This is a genomic window from Acinetobacter sp. CS-2 (assembly GCF_016599715.1).
Lineage (GTDB): Bacteria > Pseudomonadota > Gammaproteobacteria > Pseudomonadales > Moraxellaceae > Acinetobacter.
This window is the reverse complement of the sequence record NZ_CP067019.1, coordinates 198,601-223,764: the sequence shown is the minus strand read 5'-3', so window position 1 is coordinate 223,764 and position 25,164 is coordinate 198,601. Positions and strand designations below refer to the sequence as shown.

The 25,164-nt window shown below is 44.2% G+C and carries 25 protein-coding genes and 1 pseudogene; 11 read left to right on the top strand and 15 right to left on the bottom strand.

The genetic code is table 11. From position 1 onward, the window contains the following. Nucleotides 1-24: 24 nt before the first annotated feature. The 6 genes from JFY49_RS01020 to JFY49_RS00995 all read right to left on the bottom strand — a co-directional run bounded on the left by JFY49_RS01020 (nt 25) and on the right by JFY49_RS00995 (nt 3,800). Nucleotides 25-561: a F0F1 ATP synthase subunit delta gene (locus JFY49_RS01020; protein ID WP_166171993.1), complete on the bottom strand. Its 537-nt coding sequence runs from the start codon at nt 559-561 to the stop codon at nt 25-27. 12 nt (nt 562-573) lie between these two features. Continuing rightward, on the bottom strand, nt 574-1,044 hold the full coding sequence (locus JFY49_RS01015; protein ID WP_086196641.1) for a F0F1 ATP synthase subunit B: 471 nt from the start codon (nt 1,042-1,044) through the stop codon (nt 574-576). Between the two features lie 38 nt (nt 1,045-1,082). Further along, complete coding sequence (gene atpE, locus JFY49_RS01010; protein WP_000424060.1) at nt 1,083-1,328, bottom strand: F0F1 ATP synthase subunit C; 246 nt, start codon at nt 1,326-1,328, stop codon at nt 1,083-1,085. An 82-nt stretch (nt 1,329-1,410) separates the two neighbouring features. Then, on the bottom strand, nt 1,411-2,286 hold the full coding sequence (atpB, locus tag JFY49_RS01005) for a F0F1 ATP synthase subunit A (RefSeq protein WP_086176476.1): 876 nt from the start codon (nt 2,284-2,286) through the stop codon (nt 1,411-1,413). 111 nt (nt 2,287-2,397) lie between these two features. Next, nucleotides 2,398-2,790, bottom strand: coding sequence for an ATP synthase subunit I (locus JFY49_RS01000; RefSeq protein ID WP_092820019.1), 393 nt, complete (start codon nt 2,788-2,790; stop codon nt 2,398-2,400). Between the two features lie 170 nt (nt 2,791-2,960). Continuing rightward, nucleotides 2,961-3,800, bottom strand: coding sequence for a metal ABC transporter solute-binding protein, Zn/Mn family (locus tag JFY49_RS00995; protein ID WP_200223495.1), 840 nt, complete (start codon nt 3,798-3,800; stop codon nt 2,961-2,963). A 139-nt stretch (nt 3,801-3,939) separates the two neighbouring features. Between JFY49_RS00995 and JFY49_RS00990 the strand changes: the two genes are divergently transcribed. The 5 genes and pseudogenes from JFY49_RS00990 (at nt 3,940) to JFY49_RS17725 (ending at nt 7,100) form a co-directional block, all read left to right on the top strand. After that, nucleotides 3,940-4,437 (top strand): transcriptional repressor, encoded by a 498-nt coding sequence (locus tag JFY49_RS00990; protein ID WP_086196644.1) that lies wholly within the window; start codon nt 3,940-3,942, stop codon nt 4,435-4,437. After that, entirely contained in the window at nt 4,410-5,201 is a 792-nt protein-coding gene (gene znuC / locus JFY49_RS00985; RefSeq protein WP_166171989.1) for a zinc ABC transporter ATP-binding protein ZnuC, read from the top strand. The genes JFY49_RS00990 and znuC overlap by 28 nt, the downstream gene beginning before the upstream one ends. A gap of 3 nt (nt 5,202-5,204) precedes the next feature. Continuing rightward, nucleotides 5,205-6,005 (top strand): zinc ABC transporter permease subunit ZnuB, encoded by an 801-nt coding sequence (gene znuB, locus JFY49_RS00980; protein WP_166171987.1) that lies wholly within the window; start codon nt 5,205-5,207, stop codon nt 6,003-6,005. 4 nt (nt 6,006-6,009) lie between these two features. Next, nucleotides 6,010-6,492, top strand: coding sequence for a DUF523 domain-containing protein (locus tag JFY49_RS00975; RefSeq protein WP_200223493.1), 483 nt, complete (start codon nt 6,010-6,012; stop codon nt 6,490-6,492). Between the two features lie 96 nt (nt 6,493-6,588). Next, nucleotides 6,589-7,100: pseudogene (locus tag JFY49_RS17725) on the top strand (DinB family protein). 12 nt (nt 7,101-7,112) lie between these two features. On the opposite strand, the gene JFY49_RS00965 reads toward JFY49_RS17725, so the two are convergent. Beyond that, on the bottom strand, nt 7,113-7,733 hold the full coding sequence (locus JFY49_RS00965; RefSeq protein WP_166171983.1) for a LysE family transporter: 621 nt from the start codon (nt 7,731-7,733) through the stop codon (nt 7,113-7,115). Between the two features lie 162 nt (nt 7,734-7,895). Between JFY49_RS00965 and JFY49_RS00960 the strand changes: the two genes are divergently transcribed. Beyond that, nucleotides 7,896-8,816, top strand: coding sequence for a Dyp-type peroxidase (locus JFY49_RS00960; RefSeq protein WP_166171981.1), 921 nt, complete (start codon nt 7,896-7,898; stop codon nt 8,814-8,816). Between the two features lie 178 nt (nt 8,817-8,994). On the opposite strand, the gene JFY49_RS00955 is transcribed toward JFY49_RS00960, so the two are convergent. Both JFY49_RS00955 and JFY49_RS00950 read right to left on the bottom strand, forming a co-directional pair. Beyond that, nucleotides 8,995-9,927, bottom strand: coding sequence for an IS5-like element IS17 family transposase (locus JFY49_RS00955; protein WP_200223492.1), 933 nt, complete (start codon nt 9,925-9,927; stop codon nt 8,995-8,997). Nucleotides 9,928-10,050: 123 nt separating this feature from the next. Continuing rightward, nucleotides 10,051-12,915: a type VI secretion system Vgr family protein gene (locus JFY49_RS00950; protein WP_200224776.1), complete on the bottom strand. Its 2,865-nt coding sequence runs from the start codon at nt 12,913-12,915 to the stop codon at nt 10,051-10,053. Nucleotides 12,916-13,138: 223 nt separating this feature from the next. Here JFY49_RS00950 and JFY49_RS00945 point away from each other — a divergent pair, with 223 nt between their 5' ends. From JFY49_RS00945 to JFY49_RS00930, 4 genes are all read left to right on the top strand, one after another. Then, complete coding sequence (locus JFY49_RS00945; protein ID WP_200223490.1) at nt 13,139-14,293, top strand: methionine aminotransferase; 1,155 nt, start codon at nt 13,139-13,141, stop codon at nt 14,291-14,293. 118 nt (nt 14,294-14,411) lie between these two features. Beyond that, complete coding sequence (locus tag JFY49_RS00940) at nt 14,412-15,782, top strand: MATE family efflux transporter (protein WP_200223488.1); 1,371 nt, start codon at nt 14,412-14,414, stop codon at nt 15,780-15,782. 164 nt (nt 15,783-15,946) lie between these two features. Then, complete coding sequence (locus tag JFY49_RS00935; RefSeq protein ID WP_200223487.1) at nt 15,947-17,314, top strand: LLM class flavin-dependent oxidoreductase; 1,368 nt, start codon at nt 15,947-15,949, stop codon at nt 17,312-17,314. 300 nt (nt 17,315-17,614) lie between these two features. After that, the gene (locus JFY49_RS00930) at nt 17,615-18,976 is read left to right on the top strand and encodes an LLM class flavin-dependent oxidoreductase (RefSeq protein WP_200223486.1); all 1,362 of its coding nucleotides are present in this window, start codon (nt 17,615-17,617) and stop codon (nt 18,974-18,976) included. A 114-nt stretch (nt 18,977-19,090) separates the two neighbouring features. Here the strand turns inward: JFY49_RS00930 and JFY49_RS00925 are convergent, their stop codons facing one another. Together JFY49_RS00925 and JFY49_RS00920 are read right to left on the bottom strand one after the other, a co-directional pair. Next, the gene (locus JFY49_RS00925; RefSeq protein ID WP_200223485.1) at nt 19,091-19,918 is read right to left on the bottom strand and encodes an ABC transporter ATP-binding protein; all 828 of its coding nucleotides are present in this window, start codon (nt 19,916-19,918) and stop codon (nt 19,091-19,093) included. Nucleotides 19,919-19,955: 37 nt separating this feature from the next. Further along, entirely contained in the window at nt 19,956-20,171 is a 216-nt protein-coding gene (locus JFY49_RS00920) for a TOBE domain-containing protein (RefSeq protein ID WP_086176493.1), read from the bottom strand. 229 nt (nt 20,172-20,400) lie between these two features. Between JFY49_RS00920 and JFY49_RS00915 the strand changes: the two genes are divergently transcribed. Next, the gene (locus tag JFY49_RS00915; RefSeq protein WP_180042901.1) at nt 20,401-21,489 is read left to right on the top strand and encodes a sigma-54 interaction domain-containing protein; all 1,089 of its coding nucleotides are present in this window, start codon (nt 20,401-20,403) and stop codon (nt 21,487-21,489) included. A 102-nt stretch (nt 21,490-21,591) separates the two neighbouring features. Here the strand turns inward: JFY49_RS00915 and JFY49_RS00910 are convergent, their stop codons facing one another. Genes JFY49_RS00910 through JFY49_RS00895 form a run of 4 tightly spaced genes read right to left on the bottom strand, consistent with a single transcriptional unit; the run spans nt 21,592 to nt 25,162 of the window. Next, nucleotides 21,592-22,428 (bottom strand): ABC transporter permease, encoded by an 837-nt coding sequence (locus JFY49_RS00910; RefSeq protein WP_180042900.1) that lies wholly within the window; start codon nt 22,426-22,428, stop codon nt 21,592-21,594. Between the two features lie 27 nt (nt 22,429-22,455). Next, nucleotides 22,456-23,286: an ABC transporter ATP-binding protein gene (locus tag JFY49_RS00905; RefSeq protein WP_180042899.1), complete on the bottom strand. Its 831-nt coding sequence runs from the start codon at nt 23,284-23,286 to the stop codon at nt 22,456-22,458. A gap of 2 nt (nt 23,287-23,288) precedes the next feature. Continuing rightward, the gene (locus JFY49_RS00900) at nt 23,289-24,320 is read right to left on the bottom strand and encodes an ABC transporter substrate-binding protein (RefSeq protein ID WP_227609513.1); all 1,032 of its coding nucleotides are present in this window, start codon (nt 24,318-24,320) and stop codon (nt 23,289-23,291) included. A gap of 11 nt (nt 24,321-24,331) precedes the next feature. Continuing rightward, complete coding sequence (locus JFY49_RS00895) at nt 24,332-25,162, bottom strand: ABC transporter permease (protein WP_180042897.1); 831 nt, start codon at nt 25,160-25,162, stop codon at nt 24,332-24,334. Nucleotides 25,163-25,164: the final 2 nt, after the last annotated feature.

Here is a 25,164-nt window from a genome sequence, read left to right as displayed (position 1 = left end):
TACGCAGTAATTTTTTATAAATAATTACGCAAGAAGACGAGTCCGCATTTTTTCAAGCTTGTTAAGCGCAGAATCATCTATCACTTGGTCGCCTGCACGAATAACTACACCAGCAATTAATTCTGGTTTAACTTCTACAGAAACATTTACCGCAGCGTTAAAGCGTTTTTTCAACGCATCTGCAAGTAGTTGTTCTTGTGTAGAAGACAATGGGAATGCTGATTCAATCACAACATCCACAGTGTTGTTATTCTGTGATTTGAGCTGTTCGTATTCTGTTTCAATTTCAGGAAGAAGAGTCAAACGGTCATTTTCAGCAAGCAATGTCAAAAAGTTTGACACTGCTGCGGTTTGATCTTCACCTAAAACTTTAGCAAAAACACTTACCTGCTCTGCAGGAGTAAGCTCAGGGCGATTTAAGTAAGCTGAAAATGCTTCGTCTTGCACCGCAGCACTGAGCAAAGTTAATGCATTTGACCAAGCGTCAGTTGCACCTTGCTCAGAAGCGTAAGCAAATGCTGCTTTAGCGTATGGGCGTGCCAACGTCAAGAGTTCAGCCATAATCCGCCTCTCTTAAAGTTTAGCAGCCAGCTGAGTCAGCATGGCATTGTGAGCTTCTGCGTCAACTTGCTGGGTCAGAATTTTTTCTGCACCAATCACTGCAAGAGCAGCAACTTGTTGACGTAATTCTTCGCGAGCAGCATTGATTTCAGTATCAACAGCTTCTTTCGCTTGTTGACGAATACGCTCACCTTCAGCAGCTGCTTGAGTACGCGCTTCTTCTACCAATTGCGCACCGCGACGGTTCGCTTGTTCGATCAATTGAGCCGCTTGTGCTTTAGCTGCGTCTAATTCAGCTTTCACTTGAGCTTGCGCATCGGCAAGGTCAGCTTTTGCTTTTTCAGCAGCGTTTAAGCCATCAGCGATTTTACGCTGACGCTCACTAATCGCATTGATTAGTGGTGGCCATACAAACTTCATGCAGAATGCGACGAAAATCGCAAATGCAATCGCTTGGCCAATCAATGTGAGGTTGATATTCATTGCTATTCCTCAATGGTTTAATTTAGGAATTAAGCTGATTAACCTACAAATGGATTAGCGAAGATGAAGAACAAGCCAATACCAACACCGATCATAGGCACAGCATCAAGAAGACCCGCGATTAAGAACATACGAGTTTGAAGTTGTGGAGCCAATTCTGGTTGACGAGCTACAGCTTCAAGGAAACGGCCGCCTAAAAGACCAAAACCAATCGCAGTACCTAAAGCACCAAAAGCGATCAAGATAGCAGATGCAATTGCAACTAGACCTAAAGTGAGTTCCATGATAATTCCTCAGAGGTTAGGTATATACCAAATTAAAGTAAAAAATTAAGCCCAACCATCCTTTGACAGTCAGGCAATACCATTAATGTTTTTCGCTAGCCATACTCAAGTATACGATAGTCAGCATCATGAAAATGAATGCTTGTAACGTAATAACAAGAATGTGGAAGATCGCCCAAGGCACAGACAACGCCCACTGGATCCAGAACGGTAATAATGCGATGAGGATGAAAATTAACTCACCTGCATACATGTTACCGAAAAGTCGTAGAGCCAATGAAACTGGACGTGCAAGGAATGTTACGAGTTCCAGAATCAAGTTCACTGGAATGAGCAACGCTTTTGCAACTGGGTTACTTGGGTTAAATGGGTTGAGTGCTAACTCGCCGACGAAACCGCCGATGCCCTTTTCACGAATGCTATAGAACAAGATAAGCACAAATACCGACAATGACATACCAAGGGTAACGTTAGGGTCAGTAGATGGAACAATCTTGAAGTAAACGTGATGCGGGTCCATACCAAATACGTTTGAACCAATAATTCCTGCAAGATGCGGGATGAAATCCACTGGAAGTAAATCCATCGCATTCATCAGGAAAATCCACACAAAAATTGTGAGGGCTAAAGGCGCAATTAAGCGTGATTTGCCATGGAAAGTGTCGCGGACACTTGAGTCAACAAACTCGATGATCATTTCGATTGCAGACTGGAACTTGGTAGGAACACCAGCGTTTGCAGCTTTCGCTACTAACCAGAACAACAAACAGAAAACCACACCGAGAGTGATAGACCAACCCATTGAATCCAAGTGAATAGCAGTGAACCCCATCTGTTGAGCTTCATCAGCAGTCTCAGCCAATTTCCAAGAACCATCAGGCATTTTGCCATAGGTTAAATTGGTCAAGTGATGCTTGATGTACTCGGTCGAAGTAAGGGCATGTTCTTCAGCAGCCATAAATCACACCTGGTCAATGTCAAATACTAAATAGAGAGAACGAACATCGCGTGCTGCCTGATATCTCGTTCTTCTCCTAAAAAACTTTTCAATTTTTTGTTGTGTTTAAACTTATTTCCGGAGTCGTGACGCCCAAAAAGGTGCGACCCACGTCATCGTCTGAACAAGTATAAATCCACAAAACAATGCCACCGCTGACAACGGTTTGACAGTGCTTAAAATTAAAATGAAACCAACAATCACAATTGCAAACTTGCCCATCAAGCCTCTATACATGTTCGAAAGAACCTGTTTTGAAGCTCGCGCACCTGCGGCTCGAAACGATTGCCAAGAAAAATAACAACTTGCAAGCCAACACACCAACGCACCAAGTGCGGCACTGTAAGCTGCAGTTGAGTCTTTCACGACCCACGCTATCAAGGCTGAAACAGGAATCATGCATGCTTGTAAGATGACTAAAGCTTTCGCTAATCGTCGATCAATCATGCGACTAGTTCGGCTCATTATTTATTCACTCACAGCATTCATGCTTGACAAGTTTAGCTGATGATCGTTTTTAATCGCAGGCATTATAGAGTTACACCCCTGAACATGCAATCTTTTCCCGACCTAAGTCGGATTTTTTAATTACATAAATCGCTTTTCAACTCATCAATTGTTGCTTAATTTTTGCATCATTTCCGTGCATTTTGTACACATTTATATGTTTGATCGGCCAGTTTCTTCCACGCCAGCACAAAGTCCCCTTCCCTGCCCATGCTTTCATCGACCGCCTGGAAGGTCACCGGATTCAATTTTTGGTACTGGTTTTTGCTGGCATGACCTTCTGCCAAAAGGCACATACTGCGACTTGGACGGCTGTCATTTAAATATTTAATTTGAGCCAGTGTAGGTGCCACATGGGGATCATCGGTCAATGCACCGGAAAATTTCAGGTTTAAAGCACGTTCCAGATACTGATAGGCATCATGATATGCCCAGTAAGGTTTGGCTGTAGTCTGGCTATTGTATTGTTGTGCACTCAGCAGCATCTCTTGAGCAAAGCGTTTGGCATTGGCCCAGTAAGCGTCTTTATGTTCGGGTAACTGTTGTGAACGCAGGGCTGCAATAAAAAAGCCGATACGTACGGCATTGTTGGGATCCAGCCACACATGTGTATCGACCGTATTGTTCAACGCCACACCACGGGTAGTACGCTGCGGCAGGGTTTGCACAATACCGGACTCTAAAATCGAAATCGCTTTGGGATTATCAGACAACAGCTTATTCAATGGAGCTTCATGTGCCTTACCCAGCCAGATCACCAGTGAGGCATCAAGAATGGCTTTGCGATGCGCTGGCGTCAGGGTAATGTCATGTCCAGACTGATCCCCTAGTAAGAGCACAGGCTTCTCCACGCCCTGAGTCACTTCCTGAGCAATAAGATAAATGGGATGCGTAGAAACCACCAGACTCTGTGTCCAACCAAAGCTACTGAAGAGGGCCAGTGCACAAAATGCAAAGAAACGGGACATGAAGAAAATCACCAAATACTCAATAAGTGTTATAATATAACAAATCGACAAAAATACCTATGTTTATCGAAACAGGTATCGCTTCATGTTAAGATTTAATGTCCATTTGTTTTTATAAATTTCGCACTTGAGGTTGGCTATGAGCTTATGTTCGCACGAACATCACAATGCATTACATGGCGTACATGACCATCATAATATAGCAACACGCCTTGCTGAAGCAGAAAGTCTCTGTGCAACGACTGGCGCACGCTTAACCCCATTACGTAAAGAAGTGCTGGAACTGATTTTAAATGCCAGCGGTCCTATGGGTGCCTATGATTTACTGGCTAAAATCAAGAGTGAATCTGACCGTCCTGCTGCACCACCAACGGTATATCGCACTTTGGACTTTTTACTGGAAAAAGGTTTAATCCATCGTTTAACTTCGATTAATGCCTATATTCCATGTTGTCATCCGCGCGAAGGACATCAGGCAGCATTTTTAATTTGTACCGAATGCAAAAATGTTAAAGAAGCCTCTGCTCAGGGGCTATTAAAACAATTAGATGAACTTTCAGCATCAGATCAATTTACTGCACATCACAGTATTATTGAAATTTCCGGGATATGTCAGCAGTGTCGCAACAAACAGTAACAGTCAATCCCCTAATTGCCCTGAATAAAATCAGTGTGCGGATTGATGACCGTGACATTTTAAAAAATGTGGATTTCGCTTTACACGAGCGAGAAATTGTCACCCTGATCGGTCCGAATGGCGCGGGAAAATCTACCCTGATTAAAGTGCTTTTAGGCATTGTGAAAGCCAATTCAGGAAAAATTCATAGCCATAAAAAACTCAAATTTTCCTATGTGCCGCAAAAGTTTAGTCCATCGCATAGCCTGCCTTTGCGGGTGCGGGATTTATTGGCTTTAGAACACTGCGATGCAGATATCAAGGCAGAAATTATTCGTGATACCGGCATTACCAAATTACAGGATTGTAAGGTTCAGCAACTTTCAGGTGGTGAACGGCAACGGGTATTACTGGCACGGGCTTTACTGCGTTTGCCTGATGTACTAGTACTAGATGAACCGATGCAAGGTCTGGATATTCAGTCCGAGGCTGAACTGTATGAATATGTCAGAAGCCTGCCGATCAAATATGGCTGTGCCGTGTTGATGGTCTCACACGACCTGCAATGGGTCATGCAAGGTACGCATCGGGTCGTGTGTTTAAACAAGCACATCTGCTGTAGCGGCTTGCCGGAAAATGTGCAACAGCACCCTGAATATCAGGCCATTTTCGGTACCAACCGCGTGTTCTATCAGCATCATCATGATCACTGTGCGCATGGTGACAGTGCGACTCCGTGTCAGCATGATCCTCGTCCACATATTCACCCTGAACCGGAAGCTTAAGCCATGATGGAATGGTTACAACTCTTGTTACCTGCATGGACCATGGGAACCCTGTTGGTGTTTCTGACGGCTCCGCTGGGCTGTCTGATGTTATGGCGACGGATGTCTTTTTTTGCCGACACCATGGCACATGGCACTTTATTGGGCGTGGCGATTGCAGGTGCTTTAAGCCTGCCTTTATGGTTGGGCGTGAGCTTTTTGGCTTTTCTATTGGTGGCTATTTTATGGGCACTGCATGACCCTCGCCTGCCCAATGATGCTTTATTGGCTTTATGTTCAGCTACCCTGCTCTGCTCAGGCTTACTGTTTATTCAACATATTCCAAGTTTAAGACCTGAACTGCTCAGCTATTTGTTTGGCGATCTGCTGCAAATTTCCTGGTCAGACTTGCCGATGTTTGCCCTGGTCATTATTGCGGCTTTAGCTGTGTTGTATAAAAACTGGCAAGCACAGATTCAGATTGCGATTGACCCAGATATGGCAGTGAGTGAAGGCGTGAATGCCAAATGGCAACGTCTGGTGTTTATGCTACTGCTGGCCCTGTTTACCGTATTGGCTTTGCGTGCGGTCGGTTCATTGTTGATGGGCGCTTTACTGGTGATTCCGGCATTAACAGCGCGTTTGTTGGCAAACTCGCCGAAACAGATGGTGGTTTGGGCTTTTGTGATTGCACAAATCGGGATTAGTGTCGGGCTATGGTCCAGCGCAGGACTCGATACCTCTACCGGCCTGACCATTGTCCTGACTATGGCAATTTTATTTGCGGTGATTTTTACCGTACAAAAGTTCAAGAAGCTGAGCTAAGGTGATGACCGGCAAGGGATACTTTATTAGTGCTTGTCTGCTTGGACAAAAAGTTCGTTACGATGGACAAGATTGTTTAGTCAGGGAATTAGTTTCAGATTTAATACCTGATCAATATGTGAGTTTATGTCCTGAGATCAGTGGCGGACTGCCTACCCCTCGCCCGCCTGCTGAAATTCAGAATGCATCAGGTAGAGATGTTCTGAACAATCATGCGACTGTAATAGATCGAGAAGGCATGAATGTTTCTGATGCCTTTATTCAAGGAGCTTATGCAGCCTTAGCCTTGGCGCAAGAACATCAGGTTACTCATGCCATCCTGAAAGCAAATAGTCCATCCTGTGGCAGTGACTTGATTTATGATGGAACATTTACAGGACATAAAATTCAGGGTGAAGGCGTAACCGCCGCGCTGTTTAGGAAACAGGGTATTGTGGTATTAACTGAACATGAATTCCTTCAGGCTTTAAAACTGACTAAACGCTGATACATTTCAACTTTATCCAGGCAATAGTTTTTTATTCTAGCCAAAGCTTCAAACGGCTTTTATACTGTTCAAATAAAAAACAAAATAAGTTTCCCAATGAATATTCACACCTTCGAACTATGGGCACGTTATCATCTTTGGGCCACCCATCGCTTAAGCATATCTCTACACGCTGTTTCTGATGAAGATTTTTTGAAAGATTGTGGTCTGTTCTTAAAAAGTATTTTGGGCACACTGAACCACTTGCTTGTTGCTGAACATGAACTTTGGTTTTCTCGTTTTTCTAAAGGGGAATCACCCGCTATCGCCTTAAACAGTGTGATTGAGACCGACCGTCATCGATTATTAGAACGGCTGCTTCAAAGTGCTGGGCAGTGGCAGATTTGATACAAGAGCTAAACCAGGAAGCTTTAGATGGCGTGCTGCATTACCGGAATACACGGAGCCAAGACATGAGCCTACCTTATGCAGCGACACTGATGCATGTGTTCAATCATGCTACCCATCATCGCGGACAAATCACGGCTGCAATGACGGCTCTGGGTTATGCTTCACCGGAACTGGATATGCTATTTATGCTGATGGAAGAACAACAGGCTGCGACTTAATCCATTCTCATTTTATTGATGTACCAAACTTAATAACGTTGCTGCACAGGCAAACAATACCGCAAAGGTCCGGTTCATATATTTCTGCTGTTTCGGCGATTTTAGTAATCGTAAAACTTTGGCGGCCAAGCCGGTATAGCCCGCCATCACGATTAGATCAATCGTCACCATGGTGACTGCCATAATCAGATACTGAATCCATTGTGGTTTAGACAAATCCAGAAACTGTGGCAACACGGCAAGTAAAAACACAATCGCTTTCGGGTTGCTCATATTGACCAAGAAGCCATATAAGACTAATTTAGGAATCGATTTAGTCGGTTGTTCCTGTTGAATCTCAATGGCCTGTGCGGGTGCTGTCCATTGCAGGTATGCCAAATACAAGAGATACGCCACGCCAAACCATTTCACAACCAAAAAAGCCCAAGGTGTCGTGGCAAATAGTACCCCTACCCCAGCTGCCACAATCCCGATTTGCACTAAAAGTGCCAGCTGTAAACCTAAAGCATTCCAGTATCCACGTCGAAAACCATAATTTAAACCGCTCGACATCGAAGCAATTGCACCTGCTCCAGGAGAAATACTGATGACCCAGCATGCCAGCATATAGGCAAGCCAAACTTGGTAAGACATAAAATACAAGAAGATAAAAAGACCGGCTTATTATATGACTTTTCATCTTTTAAAGGGCTTAAAAATCGAAGTGCAAACTCAAGCCTTGGACTATTCACTCAAGCAGTGATGAGGCACAATAAAGCCAGACACGTATTTTATAAAAATTGTTAGGAGCCATGTATGACTGCCCAATCTGTAATTTTACCGTTACCTTCAGATCATGCCCGATTTATTGTTTTACGTTTAAAAGACTTAACGATTGAAGAGTTAAAAGAAAAACTTGCAGATTTATTTAGCACCCGTGACCGTTTAATCACCCAGCATCCGAATGCACAGATTAAAACAGGCGTCGCTTTTGGTCCAGAGCTTTGGGCAAGACTTTATCATCAAACTCCTGCCGGCTTTAAGCAGTTACAACCAATTCAAGGTTCATTCCAGATGCCTGTTGTCCCTGCTGATCTGCTGATTCATATTGCCAGTGCTCGCGCCGACATCTGCTTTGCCTTAAGCCAGTCATTCTTTGAAGACATTCAAGATAAAGTTGAAGTACTGGATGAACGGGTATGCTTCCGTTATTTCGATGGACGTGACATGACTGGTTTCATAGATGGCACTGAAAATCCGCAATTCCCCGATGATCGTGCCGAAGTCGCTTTACTCGATGAAGATGCCGGAATTTTTGCTGATGGCTCTTTTGTCTTTGCGCAGCGCTATGCACATAACCTGGAAAAATGGAAAAAATTAAAAGTCGATGCACAAGAAAATGTGATGGGTCGAACCAAGTTAGAGTCGATTGAACTGGATGATGAGGTGAAGCCTAAAGATGCCCACATTGCCCGTGTGGTGATTGAGGATGAGAAAGGTGAAGAAATGGAAATTTTACGCCATTCCCTTCCTTATGGTGAAGGTCGAGGTGACCAAGGTTTATTCTTTATTGCTTATACCAAAAACTTAAACATTATCGATCATATGCTGGAACATATGTTTGGTACAGCTGGCGATGGTATTCATGACCGTTTGCTTCACTTTGTGACACCAATGGACGGGGCTTATTACTTTGCACCGAGTGAAGAATTGCTGGAAGAAGTTTTGGAAGGATAAAAATTTCAAAGTAGCTACCTTTGTAGCTACTTTTTTATATAAGAAAAAATCAAATAGTCAGAATTTTCTTAAACCCCTCAAAGCACACCATAGTTCCATAAGGAGGCAAAAGAATTAATTACATACGGCTTTGTTGCACAAAGATTTGAAATGCAAAGCGCCCCTAATTGAGCCAAATTTAAGGCGTAACTTGGGTAAGTGGTCGACCTAATTCCGTAAATCTGTTGAGGACTGCTACACGTGCATGAATTTCATTCACCTGACTAGGAAAGCTTCTTGCCATTAATTTATCGCCTAATAATTTGATGCAATGCATCTTGGTTTCCACCAAACTGCGGCGATGATAGCCTGACCATTTTTTCCATAATGTCCTGCCTAAACGTTTAACTGTTCGAAGTAATTCATTTCGCTCTAGCGAGCTACTCTTTGTATCTTTCCATGGTTTCGCATTTTTTCTAGGTGGAATCACCGCATGTGCTTGCCGATCTGCAATGACCTGACGGCATTGCTTGGTGTCATAAACTCCATCGGTATAAACAGAGTCAATCTGCTCATCTTGTGGAATCTGATTAAGTAAATCACCAAGCACCTGTGAATCACTGACATTATTGGTTGTGAGCTGAATAGCGCGTATTTGTAGGGTTTTGGCATCTATACCAATATGTAGTTTACGCCATTGGCGACGATATTCAGCTCCATGTTTCTTGCGTTTCCATTCGCCCTCACCTAGAAACTTCATGCCTGTAGAGTCTACGAGTAGATGCAGCCCATCGCTACTTTTTTGGTAGCTGATTGCAATATCAATATGCTTTTGTCTTCTACAAAGCGTACTGTAATCTGGTGCGGTCCAATTTAATCCGCAAAGTTTAATCAGACTTTGCACAAAGCCAGTGACCATACGTAAAGATAGACGGAATAAGGATTTAATCATTAAGCAGCATTGGATAGCTGCGTCGGAGTAGGTTCGATTTCGCCCTTGTTTGCCTTTTGATGGAGCATACCATTGCGTAGCAGGATCAAACCAAATGGCAATATTTCCGCGACTCATGAGTGCTCGGTTATATGCGGGCCAATTGGTTGTGCGGTAGATTTTGTGTGTAGGCTTCTTCATTTGAAAATTATATCGCTGAAAAAGCCTTTACAGATAGGTTTGTGCAACAAAGCCCATTTAGATTAATAATTCGTTGACCTGATTTATCATAGAATTTAGAAAAAATTGTGATTAGATGACTCATTAATCAAAATCCTCTTCTGTGTAAACGTCATCATCTTCTAAAATTTCTTCTTCTGTTTCTTCTATCAGCTCATCACTATTATCGTTTGATATATCCTGACTTAAATAAGTATTTAAAGAATTAAATCCCAAGGCGGTAAATTCTGTTTGTTGTGGCGTATAGAACCTGAAGGAACTCATATTTTTTTCACTATCCAGCTCATTTTTAATATTTTTAATTAATTTTCCATCTGATTGATCAACAATAAAAATTTCCTTTTCACCCTCTGAAAAATGATTCCAGCTGTAATCCAGCTGATTACTATAAGGCGTTTCAAGCATTGGTAAACTGATCTGAGGCATAACTACCTTCCCTCCTCCTACAAAACTATGTTGTCCCGCCTTACTCTCAAACTTGCCAGCCGTAGTCGTAAAAATACCTTCTGCATTGATCTTTAACTGTGAACCACCCGCTGTCAGTACAATTTCTTTCGGGCTGGTGATTTCAATCTGGTCTTCAGTCGAAATCAGCTTAATGACCTTACGGGCTATGGCTTCAATAGCATCATCCTGTGCTTGAAGCTCGACTTTGCCTTTCGCCGCATATGCACTAAAGCCCTGCTGCGCTGCAAACAGGCTGATCTTGTCTTGAGCATGGCCAATGAATGACTTTTGCGTTGAGAAATTAATTGCATCTCCAGCAGTTTGACTGATCTGCCCATCAGCAGAGAAATGTAAATCTTCATGGGTGACACAGGCGATGGAGCTTGGCGCTGCCAGAATCATCAAGGCCTGTTTAAAGGCATTTACTTTAGCTTTATCCTTATGTTCCATCCGTTCTAGAAAATGCTTTAAATTGTCTAAAATGGTGAGTGCATCCGTTTGCTGATTTTTCGCTATGTCGTTGAGTGCTTTTGAATGATTGAAACTATTTTCAAGCTGACGTTTGGCCTGATTCACCTCTAAATGATGACCTGCCGCGCTATCTTGTTTATGTGTGGAAATGAGCAAACCTTCACCCGCCCGAACAGCACCCCAGTGATCTGTTCTTAACTCAAAACCTTCACCACGACCCTCACTGGCCTCAGCAGCTTTGGGATGGCTAAGATGTCCCAAATTCAGCTGACTTGCGCCATGGCTACTCTGTAACTGGCTACTGATCTGTCCAGAGGTATCATCAAAACGCAATTGGTTAAAACCCGAACTACCAACTTCCTGCGAGCGGATACCACTGAGCTTTTTGGTCTCCGGTAACTTACCTTTGCCATCAAACATGGTCTGATGGCGTTCCGCTTCATGAATCCGCCCCACCACAAAAGGCCGGTCCACATCCCCCTCAAAGAAATCAATCACCACAATTTCACCAATCCGCGGATGAAAACGCACACCATAACCTTCACCTGCCCACGGGGTCAGGACATCCACCCAAGCTGAATCGCTATCATTGTCATTGCTGCCGGCTCCGCCATCATGTCCATGATCCTCGTCACGGGTAAACAAAAAGCGGACTTTAATTCGCCCCCACTGATCGACATAAATACTTTCCCCTTCCGGACCGACCACTTTGGCTCGTTGCGGATACGCAACCGGTCGGTGATTTAGGGGATGATATTCAGGTACTACGGCAATATTGCGGCGCACCAGATACAGCTCATCTCCCTGTCGTTCCTCACCCTGCTGCTGCCAACGGCTTAAACTCAACAAGCTATCGACTTGCCGATGGATGTCTTTTGGCAAATTATTCTGGTTATAAAAAGATTTACCTAAAATCAGGAATTCTTTGTCTGAACCTGAATGCTGGTCAATTTCAGGATGGCCGAGCAATTCAAACCAGTAGCCCACATGAGCATCACGTACACTGCTCTGGGCAGTAAAATATTTGGCCTGCAAGTCTTGGTACTGGCTCAGTTGCCGGTTCAGTTTTTCCAGTTGCTGGTTGTTTGAGACAGTACTTTGATCCGTACCCGTTAAGTCAGGTGTCCATGCGGGGCTAATGCTCCAGGCCTGTTCCAGACTTAAACTTGCATTGTCCTGTACATCACTATGCTGATGCTTGCTCAACTGGGAATAGGGTTGATCCTGAGACAGCAGACTGGCTTGCCATCGCTGAGCCTGAACGGCGGTCGATTGCAAAGCGCGTTTGGCAATAAAACTGGTGATGCTGTCAAACGCTTCTGCGGCATGGCTGCGATGAAAGCGCACCGATCTTCTTTTTAAGGCATTAAACTGATGATTCTCATCAATCAAACATAATTTTTGCGCTTGAATGCCTGCTGCCGAGCTGGCAACGACATGCTCGGCTTCATCAATCAGCCAATTAATGCCTTCGCTGCGCCACAGTCGGGTTAAAAATTCATAATCGGTTTCATTGGATTGCATCACAAAAGGCCGCACATCATATTCTCGGCTCAGGCCTTGAGTATTCAAGCTTAAACTTGCGGAAAATAGCGCACTTTTAGCTTGCCATTCCTTAAACAGGATTTCGCTAATCTCACGCACGCTTTTGTTCATAAACACGCGGCTGTTACGGCGCTTGTGCCACAGTGCCGTTGCATCTTCAAGGGTCAGTTTATACAGGGTCAGTGCACCATCACTTTGACCTTGGCTGGCACCTGTCACGATGCCCGTGATTCGGGATAACTCGCCTGAATCCGTCACCTGATCCACAGCCACCTGTCCGCCAATAAATTGTTTGAGCGGAATATAGGCATGTGTCGACAGACATATCAGTTCAGCTTTTAGGCCCTGATTGATGCGGTGCTGCCCTTCAATACGTTGAATAAAGACCTGAGCATTCAGCAACTCATTGGAAAACTGGATGTGCAGGGCGCGCTTTTGCAAACTTAAGCCCACACTGTCCATTACAGTATGGATATTTTTAAACATGTTCATTTATTGTTGTTATGGCTTTATTTTAATTTGAGACGCATTCTAGGAAATGTTGTTTTTTTCGTCCAGTAGGTTTTTTGTTAAATTTCTCCATCAGCGTAATTCATTTAAATGGATGAAATTAGATAAAAATGTACAGAGCTTAAGCCTATCCTTTTATTTTGCTGTGCTGCGCTTGCTGTTACACTGAACAGCATAAGAATATTGAAGAGTTCGGGTCATGCTTGAGATTCATTCCAAACTACCGGCACAGGGTGTCACTATTTTCAGCGTGATGACCGCGATGGCACATCGCCTGAATGCCTTAAATCTCTCTCAGGGTTTTCCCGACTTTGCTGCTCCACCCGCGCTGCTTAAAGCCTTAAGCCAAGCTGCTCTAGATGGTTTTAACCAATATGCACCCAGTGATGGTTTGATTTCACTGCGGGAACAGGTAGCCCAGCAATTTTTACAACGCGATCAATTGGTGATTGATCCGCTGACTGAAATCACCATTACCCCCGGAGCCACGATTGCCATTTTTGTTGCCATTCAGGCCCTGATTCATGCCGGTGATGAAGTCATTATTTTCGACCCCTGTTATGATAGTTATGGACCCAGCGTTAAATTAGTGGGTGGCAAAGCCATTCATATTGCTCTGGCTGCACCCGAATTTTCCGTAGACTGGAACCGGGTGAAAGATGCCATTAACAATAAGACCCGGATGATTATTGTGAATACTCCGCATAATCCGAGCGGTGCTATCTGGTCAGGTCAGGACTGGTTAAATTTAATTGAACTGATTCGCGATAAAAATATCATTGTCCTATCCGACGAAGTTTATGAGCACCTGATTTATGACGGTCAAAAGCACTATTCGGCGCTGTCATTCCCTGAATTACGTGACCGCAGCATCGTAGTCGGTTCCTTTGGTAAAACTTTCCATGTCACCGGCTGGAAAACCGGATATTGTATTGCCTCACCTGAACTGATGAAAATATTCAGACAGGTCTATCAGTTCGCCAGTTTCTGCGGGGTGACACCAATACAAATGGCGCTGGCCACATTTATGCAGCAGCATCCCGAACATATTGAAGGGCTTGCAGATTTTTATCAGGAAAAGCGTGACCTGTTTAATTCAGGCCTGCGTAACTCACGCTTTCATTTTACCCCTTCACAAGGCACCTATTTCCAGAACCTGAATTACAGTACTATCCGTCCCGATCTGGATGATGTCGAGATGTGTAAATTCTTGGCTGAACAGCATGGCATTGTTGCCATTCCAATCTCTGTGTTTTATCAGCAGCCACCGGAAAACTTACGTTTAATCCGTTTCTGTTTTGCCAAAAAAGATGAAACTTTAGAGCAGGCTACCGCCATTTTATCGGCTGTTTAAGTTCATCATTTGCAATCAAATTTGGCCTTGGTTACGGAAAAACTAAGGCTTGTTTAAGCTAACTCAGGTAGGGTTAGTAATGAGAATCAAAAGATAAAAAATAGTTACAGGACGTTCCATGCCTCCTCATCATCACTCCTTGTTCAACCAGCAAAAACTTTGGAAAACATTTCTGATTTTTCTGTGGCCATTGATTGCGACCAATATTCTGCAAAACCTGTCCGGAACCATAAATACCATTTTTGTCGGGCAAATGATGGGGGTGAATGCCATTGCAGCGGTGGCGGTATTCTTTCCAATTCTGTTCTGCCTGCTGGCTTTTGTGATTGGGCTTTCCACAGGTGCAACGGTATTGGTTGGACAGGCTTGGGGAGCAAAAAATATTGAAAAAGTGCGCTATGTGGTGGGGTCTACCCTGTTCATGACCCTCATTGGCGGTAGTATCATTGCCCTGCTGGGGGTGTTTTTTGCCGAAAATATTCTGTTGGCCCTAGGTACCGACCCAGAGGTGATGCCCCTATCGCTGCCTTATGTACAGTGGATGCTGGCTGGCAGTCCTTTACTGTTTGTTTATATTATCTATAGCTCGATTTTGCGTGGAGTCGGTGACAGTACCACCCCGCTAATTGCTTCTGCCATGACCATTCTGATCGGGGTCCTGATCACCCCGGTGCTGATTGGCGGATATTTTGGTTTTCCGAAAATGGGCATTATTGCTCCAGCGATTGCGACCGCTGTCGGTTATATGGCAGTCCTGATCTTTTTGTACATTTACCTGAATAAAAAAGGTCACCCGCTGAAGCCTGACCGTCATTTGCTCAGCCACATTCGCCATCACCCGGAAATGAGTATAATTATTCTACGTTTAGGTATTCCTACCGGCGTTCAAATGGTCACCACCTCAGTTGCCGGACTGGTGATTGTCGGGCTGGTCAACCATTATGGTTCACATGCCACTGCAGCCTATGGGGCAGTCAATCAGGTCTTGAATTACATCCAGTTTCCCGCCCTGTCTATTTCCATTGCCGCCTCCATTTTTGCAGCACAGGCGATTGGTGCAGAAAAATCGGATCTGCTCAATAAAGTGACCCATACTGCACTCGCTATGAATATCGTGATTACCGGTGGATTGGTGGCTCTAGCCTATCTGTTCTCGAAATATCTGATGGCGCTGTTTATCACCGACCCGACGGTGGTGGTACTGGGACAGCAGCTGTTATTTATTGTGCTGTGGTCCATCCTGTTCTTTGGTGCCAGTGCAATTTTTGCTTCCATCATGCGTGCCAGCGGTACCGTGACCCTACCGATGCTGATTAATATTGCTGCGATTTTATTGATTGAAGTGCCCTGTGCCTACCTGTTCAGCCGATGGTGGGGCTTGCAAGGCATCTGGTATGCCTATGCCCTAGCCTTTGTCATCCTGTGCATCATGCAAGGCATGTATTACCAATTCGTGTGGAAGAAAAAGACCATTAAGGCACTGGTGTAATATTCAGCCTTTAACAGCGAAATAAATCCAAGCAAAAAACTTGTGATTGGCGTTTTTCCTGCTTAATCCATATTTTTTATATGGATTTAATTTTATCGTATTTTTAAGCCTGAAAATTCCTTGTTATAACCAGCTGACAACATAAAAAACACAAGGTTTTTCTCATGGCTGAACGTAAAATCCGTCTTGGTGCTTTTATTCCAACCACTTCTCAGCATGCTGCCGGCTGGCGTCATCCGGACTCACGTCCGCAGAATCATTTAAATATTGACTATGCCATTGAGCTGGTCAAAACGGCAGAACGTGGTTTATTTGATGCCTACTTTTTGGCGGACACTTTAGCTGTACGCGGCGACTGGGGTTCCGCCACCAGCAAAGGCTGGGGTCTGGGCGATAAAGATACTGGCTTTGAACCAGTCACCCTATTCGCTGCCCTGTCTGCAGTGACGAAAAATATTGGTTTTGTCGCTACTGCATCGACCACCTATGAGCACCCATATACGCTGGCACGCAAATACGCCTCACTGGATCATATTTCCAAAGGACGTGCGGCATGGAATGTAGTCACCACAGCCTCTAAACAAGTCGCGCGCAATTTTGGCCTGTCCGAACATCCAGATGCAAAAAGCCGCTATGCACGTGCACATGAATTTATTGAGGTTGCACAGAAACTCTGGGATTCCTGGGAAGATGATGCCTTTGTATATGACAAAGTCTCTGGACAGTTTTTCCAGCCAGAAAAATTTCATGAACCTCAGCACAAGGGCAAATATTTTGAAGTGCAAGGAGCATTAAACGTACCGCGCCCGCCACAGGGCTATCCGGTGATTGTACAGGCAGGTCAGTCGGAAGATGGCCGTGAGCTGGCTGGAAAATATGCCGAAGTGATTTTTACTGCACAGCAGAATTTAGCCGATGCACAGGAATTTTACCGTGATGTGAAAGGTCGTTTAGCTAAATATGGCCGTCATCCGGATGACCTGAAAATCATGCCGGGTGTTTCGATTTTTGTGGCAAAAACGGCAGAAGAAGCACAGGAAAAATACGATCTGTTAAACAGTCTTATTCATCCACAAGTCGGTCTGGGTCTGCTTTCCGGTTTGGCCGGCGGAATCGATCTGGAACAATATGACATCGATGAGCCTTTCCCTGAACTGGATGAAAGCTTGATCAATTTTGGCAGTCGCCAGCAGATGATGATTGATATTGCCCGCAAGCATAACTTTACCATCCGCCAACTGTATGAATATGTAGCCTCTGCACGTGGCCACTGGACGCTGGTGGGTACTCCTGAGCAGATTGTGAACCAACTACAAGAATGGTTTGAAAATGAAGCTGCAGATGGCTTTAATATTCTGCCACCAAGCACGCCTGCCGGTTTAAATGATTTTGTCAACCTGATTGTGCCAGAACTGCAGCGCCGTGGCCTGTTCCGTACTGAATATGAAGGTAGCACCCTTCGTGAAAACTTGGGACTGAAACGTCCGGAAAATCAGTATGTACTGGCGCAAAAACAAGCGCAGGCCTCTTAATTCAAGAACTACCCAAATGCCCTTCGGGGCATTTTTTATGTATTTTGAAATTCACCTCATTTTAATCTTTCTCATCACTACTTTGCCCCAAAGTATTCTTTTTTGAAGATCGACCTTATTTCATATAAGTACTGCATTTTTTCTACTGTTGCATTTGCAACAAAGCAACTTTTTTACTGCTGAACATTAAACACATAAAAATATTATGTATTTTATATTATTGTTTTAATTATATTTTTAAAATGGCATGCATCTTGAAATAGACACTATTGAGAAAAATACACTTCATAGGATAGAACAATGTCTAAGCGTCAAATTAAACTCGGTGCCTTTATTCCCACAACATCGCAACATGCTGCCGGCTGGCGTCATCCTGAATCGCGTCCGCAAGATCATTTAAATATTGATTATGCAATTGAACTGGCACGAACAGCAGAAAAAGGCTTATTTGACGCCTATTTCCTTGCCGATGGTTTATCGGTCAGTTGGGGTAATGCAAAAGAAGGCCAACGGGGTTTAGGCGACAAGGCGGTCGGTTTTGAACCGGTGACCTTATTTGCAGCCCTTTCAGCAGTGACCCAAAATATCGGTTTTATTGCCACCGCATCGACCACTTATGAAGATCCCTACATTTTAGCGCGTAAATATGCCTCGCTGGATCATATTTCCAAAGGTCGGGCTGCCTGGAATGTCGTAACCACAGCTTCAGCTGATACCGCGCGTAACTTCGGACTGGAAAAGCATCCTGATCCGAAAACACGCTATGAACGTGCTGATGAATTCATTGAAGTGACACAAAAACTCTGGGATTCCTGGGAGGATGATGCATTCCTTTACAATAAGGAAAGCGGCCAATTTTTTGATGTCAGCAAATTCCACGAACCCAAACATCAAGGAAAATACTTTAAAGTTGATGGCGCCTTAAATGTCTCTCGTCCACCACAAGGTTACCCGGTGATTGTACAGGCAGGTCAGTCGGAAGATGGCCGTGAACTGGCAGGTAAATATGCCGAAGTGATTTTCACCGCGCAGCAAAGTCTGAGCGATGCACAGGAATTTTACCGCGATGTAAAAAGCCGTCTGTTGAAATATGGCCGTCATGCCGATGACTTGAAAATCATGCCGGGCGTATCCATTTTTGTTGCGAAAACTGAACAGGAAGCACAAGAAAAATACCAGTTATTAAACAGCCTGATTCATCCCAAAGTTGGCTTAAGTTTACTGTCAGGTTTATCCGGTGGAATTAACCTGGAGAAATATGACCTGGATGCCCCCTTCCCTAAACTTGAAGATGCCGATATTAATTTCTCCAGCCGCCAGCAGATGATGATTGATATTGCGCGTAAGCACAATTTCAGTATTCGCCAGCTGTATGAATATATTGCCTCGGCACGTGGGCACTGGACGCTGGTGGGTACACCGGAACAGGTGGTCGATCAGCTACAGAACTGGTTTGAAAATGAAGCAGCGGATGGCTTTAACATTTTACCGCCGACTACCCCAGCCGGCTTAAATGACTTTGTGGAATTTATTGTGCCGGAACTGCAACGCCGTGGCCTGTTCCGGACCGAATATGAAGGCAAAACCTTACGCGAAAATTTAGGTTTGAAACGTCCAGAAAACCAGTATGTGCTGGCAGGTCAACAAGTCAAAGCATCTTGATTGAAAAGCAATTGAATATCCCTCATTCGTGAGGGATTTTTTATCTCTGGCTATTTTAAGCAGACATTAAAAAACCTACTTTACGCAGGCTTTTGGATAAAACAGGACATAGCATTACCAGGCAAATTGATAATCTGAAAACTTCGCTGCCGGTTTATTACGGTGTAACTGGTCTTTTAACGGATCGCTAAAATCCGTCAAAATGTCATTTTTAATATTGTGCAAACGTACATCTTCACGTTTACGCGGATGGGCAACCGGGATATCAACAATACGTTTAATCCGACCCGGATGCGGCTGCATCACCACCACACGATCCCCTAAAAATACTGCTTCTTCAACGTCATGGGTCACAATCACCATAGTGATTTTTTCTGCCTGCCAAATCCGCTGTAATTCGTCTTGCAGGTTCTGACGGGTTAAGGCATCCAGTGCGCCAAAAGGCTCATCCAGAAATAAAATTTCCGGACGATTGACCAAACTGCGGGCAATCGCCACACGCTGGTTCATGCCGCCTGAAAGCTGGGATGGATAGGCATTGGCAAAACTGGTCAGATTGACCAATTGCAGATGTTCATCAATCAGTTTGTCTTCTTCAGCCCGTGTCAGCTTACTCTGATGCAGTGCAATACGCACATTTTCACGCACGCTTAACCAGGGAAAAAGACGGTGGTCCTGAAACACGATCCCGCGCTGTAAACTGGTGCCAAAAATCTTTTTGCCATCCACCTGGATCTGGCCTTGATAGCTATTTTCCAGTCCTACCAATAAGCGTAACAGTGTGGACTTGCCGCAGCCACTGCTGCCGACAATACTGATAAATTCACCCGGCTGGATGTCTAAATTAATATCGTCCAGCACAGTTAAAGCGTCATTGTTTTGTGTCGGATAGGTTTTGCTGAGCTGCTGAATAGATACATGGCCTGTTGCTTGCTGTGTCATCTCTCAATTCTCCTGTAAAGCTTGAGGCACTGGCGAATTAAAGCTTCGCCAGGGACACTTCCGTCGATTTGATCAACACCACAACTTCAGAACCGACTTTAAGGTCTAGGTCTTTGACTGAACGGGTACTGATAATTGAAGTAAACAGACCGGCTTTGGTTTCCACATTTATTTCTGAAACAACGTCACCTTCTAATACTTCTTGAATAATGCCTTTAAACTGGTTACGTACATTTACTGAAGTAATTGCCATTTTAATTCTGCCTTTTGTTATTTAGAGATCTCTAATATAAAACAGATTATTGATTTGCTTTATCTTGATTTATCCTTTAGTTATCCCTATTTTTTTTATCTTTTAAACAGATAAAGAATCCCAGCTTTAATTTATATCTGAAAGCGATAATCAAATACCGATATATTATTTATCATTCCATTTTAAATATTTCATGATGATTAACATTTTCAACAAGTATAAGAATCTCATGTCTATTTTAACCCACCCCAATGTACCCTCTGCCCTGAAGCATAAGCGTGCAACGGCGACGGTATTTGAAGATCCTTTATCACAGGCGCTGCTTGCCCGTATTGAACAGATTGCGCCAAGTGAAGCCAATGCGTTGATTATTGGCGACACCGGTACGGGCAAAGAACTGGTCGCCCGGCAGATTCATCAGCTCAGCCATCGTGCCAAAGGCCCGTTTGTGGCGGTGAACTGTGGCGCTTTCACCGAATCATTAGTCGAAAGTGAACTTTTTGGACACGAAAAAGGCGCTTTTACCGGTGCCATTAATACCCGTGTGGGCTGGTTTGAGGCGGCGCATAATGGCACCCTGTTTCTGGATGAAATTGGCGATTTATCGCTGTCCATGCAGGTCAAATTATTACGGGTGTTACAGGAACGCGAGATTGTGCGCATCGGTTCACTCAAGCCGATTCCGATCAATGTGCGCATTATTGCCGCGACCAATGTCGATCTGGAAAAAGCCGTGCAGGACGGACGTTTCAGGGAGGATTTATTCTATCGCCTGCATGTGGCCTTACTCAAAATTCCAAGGCTTTCAGAGCGTCGCGATGACATTCTGCCGCTAACCAAACACTTTATTCAGGTCTACCAGACCGACCCGCATGCGACCCCATTGCGCCTCAGCCAACTGGCGCTTAAGAAACTGAGTTTGCACCCCTGGCCCGGCAATATCCGCGAGCTGGAAAACACCATTCACCATGCCGTTTTAGTCAGTAAAAATGGCGTGATTGAACCGGAAGATATTACGTTTTCCAGTATTCAGTCGGCTGCCCAGAAAGCTGAACCTTTTAGCTTTGCTTCAATTTCTGCGGTGAATGGAACGATTAAGGATCTTCAGGATGCAGGACAACTTTTGGAACAGACATTTCAAAGTATTTTTCAGTCTTCGGAACAGTTTAAGCAGACCAATATCAATGAGCTGATTGAAGAAAAATTTATTCGCAGTGCCTATGAGTACTGCCAGTACAACCAGGTACATACTGCAAAATTATTAGGCGTGACCCGTAATGTCATTCGCACGCGTTTATTAAAATATGGGTTGATTTAAATTTAATGAATTTTATTATATTGGTTTAAAGTTATTATTTTATTTGTTTGAATCAGAAATAAAAACACCCATTTTAAACTGGGTGTCTTTATTTTAAGGATTTTATTCGACTGGATTTTTCTTCCATTTTGTAAAATGTTTTTCAACGGCCAATAATCCATAGTTAAATGTAAGTCCAAGTACCGTCATAATTAAAATTCCAACAAACATTTGTGGAATTTCAAAGCTATATTGGGAATAGATAATCAAGTAGCCCAAGCCTGCTTTCGAACCGAACATTTCAACAGCCACCAACGCTAAAATTGAGATTGCACCTGCCAAACGGATGCCCACAAAAATGGTCGGAACTGCCGCTGGCAAAATGACTTTTCTGAACAGTTGATGAGGGGGTAAACCCATGGTGCGTGCAGATTTAATGAGTAATGGATCGACATTTTGCACACCTGAAATGGTGTTCAATAGAATCGGCCAGGTGCAGGCATAGACCAACAAACTCACTTTAGAGAGTTCACCAATCCCTAAAAATAGAATAAATACCGGCATGAGGGCGAGTGCAGTTGTGTTTCGGAACAGCTCTAATAGTGGATTTAAGGTTTCTGCCACCAGTTTATACCAGCCGATCACCAAACCTAAAGGAATGGCCAATAGAATCGCGAGGCTAAAGCCTATCGCGGAACGTTGCAATGATACGGCTAGGTGGCGGCTGAGTTGACCCGATTGATAGAGCTCCCACCCTGTTTGGAATACTTGACTTAATGGCGGTAGAAATGCCGCACTCACCACACCAATGCGTGGCAGGATTTCCCAAAGTGCAAAGAACAATACAATTGCAATTGAACGTTTGAAGCCTGAACTTAACCAACCCAGTTGAAGATTGGCTTTTTTTGTAGCAAAGCCCGTGTTGGGATAGGCCAATGCCTGATTTTTTGCAGATGCCATGATGTTATTCCTCTTTCTTATATTTGTTTAAGCGCTTTGCTTGAGTTGTTTCGATTTTTCTAGTGCCTGTGCCTTAATCACTTCCTCACTCAGCTGTGACCAAATGCGATGACGCAATTGTCCATATTCAGCGGTTGAACGGACGTCTGCATTTTGCAGGCGCAAGCTTTGCGGAATCTCGATCACCTCTTTAATTCGCCCAGGACGTGAGGTCATGATCGCGACACGTTGGCTCAAGTAAATCGCTTCATCGATACTGTGGGTAATAAAAATGATGGTGGCATTCGAGCTACGCCAAATATTAAGAAGTTCCTCTTGTAGGGTTTCTCGCGTCTGTGCATCCAGTGCGGCAAAAGGCTCATCCATCAATAAAATTTCAGGTTCATAAGCCAGACTTCGTGCAATTGCTACACGCTGTTTCATCCCGCCTGAAAGCTCGTTGGGATAATGGTTTTCAAAACCAGATAACCCGACCAATTCTAAGTAATATTTCGATTTTTCACGGCGAGTCTTCTTGTCTACGCCTTTGGCTTCCAGACCAAATTCAATATTTTCTAGAGCCGTCAGCCAGGGATAGAGGGCATATTGCTGGAACACAATGCCACGGTCCAAACCTGGCTTGGTAATTTCTTTACCACTCAGCAAAATCTGTCCTGAGCTTGGACGAGTCAGCCCCGCGATCAAATCTAACAAGGTCGATTTACCGCAGCCACTTGGCCCCACAATCGAGACAAATTCACCTTGCTGAATATCCAGCGTGACATTTTCCACTGCGACAAATGGTGCAGCCGGCTCTTTGCCTGTGGTTTTGGCCGGAAATTCTTTACGGACATGGTCCATTTTAAGGGCAATAGTCATTGTTATAATCCTTGTACTGTATTTTGGGCATATGGGTTAAAGCGGTTACTGAAAATGGTCTGCGCATTTAGCTGTCCAGGTTTCAACTTTTGGTCTTTTTCCATAAATCGAATCCATGGTGCAAAGTCTTCTGCCTTTTGCACGCCACCTGTAGTGTTTACGCCATAGCCTTTGAAATAAGGAATAAGGGCAAGATTTTCGTTGCGTCCACGCGCTTCAATGATGCGTTCGAAGCGGGCGCGAACTTCTTCAATGGGGGTGGTCTGCAACCAGTGGTGTGCCTTCGCGACACCTTCCACAAAACTTTTGGTCACTTCTGGATGTTGCTCAACAAAGTCTTTACGCATCGAATAACTGCCCGCGGTAAATTCGCCATACATATCGACATCGGCAAAAATCTTACGCACACCACCGTTTTGTAAGGCGCGTTGCTCAGTAATACTGGTCAATACCGCCACATCAATTTGCCCATTGCGTAGTGCTTGTTCTGAGGTAATAGGGGGCAACATAATGAATTCGACTTCTGAAATTTCTTTCGGGGTAAGGCCGTTTTGTTCTAACCAATCGCGAAGTACAAAGTCATGATGTGCACCAAAGGTATTCATTGCGACTTTTTTGCCAATGAAGTCTTTTGCGGTACGAATCGGACTATCTTCGAGTACATAAAAGCCCGCCGACTGCTTATGATCACAGCCATACGATGCCACTACAGGCACCACATCCAGATCGGCTGCAATCACTTTGACCACAGCACCATTAAATGCGGATGCGAAATCGACATCGCCTGCCACCAAGGTCAGCAAGTCTTGAGGGCCGCCTTGCACCGTACCAACATAACTCAGTTTAATGTTGTCCAAATAACCGAGGTCTTGTGCCAGCTCAGGTAAATTCACCAAGCCTGCAGTACTTTGATAACGCAGTTCTGCCACAGGTTGAGACACATCGGGTACGCGACTGATATTACATGCAGACAGAGTCAACCCAGCCATCAGTGCAATCGAAATGTTTTTGATCCATCCTGATACTTTTTTCATCTTCTGTTCTCCTATTTCTGCCATACCAGCACACGTTTTTCGATGTGTTGTAATATGCGATTGAGCACCAATCCGACGGCGCCAATTATCAACATGCCAAGTAAAATCAGGGGCACGTTAAATTGTTCACGACCACGAATCACCAGATTGCCCAGTCCAACGCCATAGTTGGCCAATAAAAACTCCGAACCAATGGTCGCCAACCACGCAAAAATCAAGCCCAGCTGTAGACCAACAAAGATCTGTGGACTTGCACCCGGGAAAATCAATTTACGGTAGGTATAACTTTTGGGAAATTGATAGACCTGTGCCACTTCACGGTATTTATCTGAAATATTACGTACACCCTCTAAGCTATGTAATGCCACTGGGTAGAACACCGACAAACCGATAAATAACAACTTGGCAAAATTGCCGTAGCCTAAAAAGGTAGAAATTAACGGTAACCATGCAAATAACGACACTTGACGCAGAACATGGAAACTCGGTGCTAAAAACCACTGTGCGAAATGCGATGTGCCGAGCAATACACCAAAAGCCACACCTAAACTCGCCCCTATGGCATAGCCAGAAAAGTTACGGCTTAAACTGGCTGCTACACCTTGCCAGAATTGTGCCTGGCTCAGCGTCTCTACCGCTGTCACCCCCACATCCCATGGCGATGGAATCAGTTTTGGATTGACCCAGTCGAAATACGAGGCAATGCTCCACAGCACTAAAAAGGCAACAGGTAATATCAAGGCCTGTACGTGCAAGCTGTTCGGTCGCCAAAACCTGTTGTTCTTAGGTCTTGTGGTCTCGACCGAGCTTGATTTATGTTCTTCTAAAATGAGTTCAGCCATCT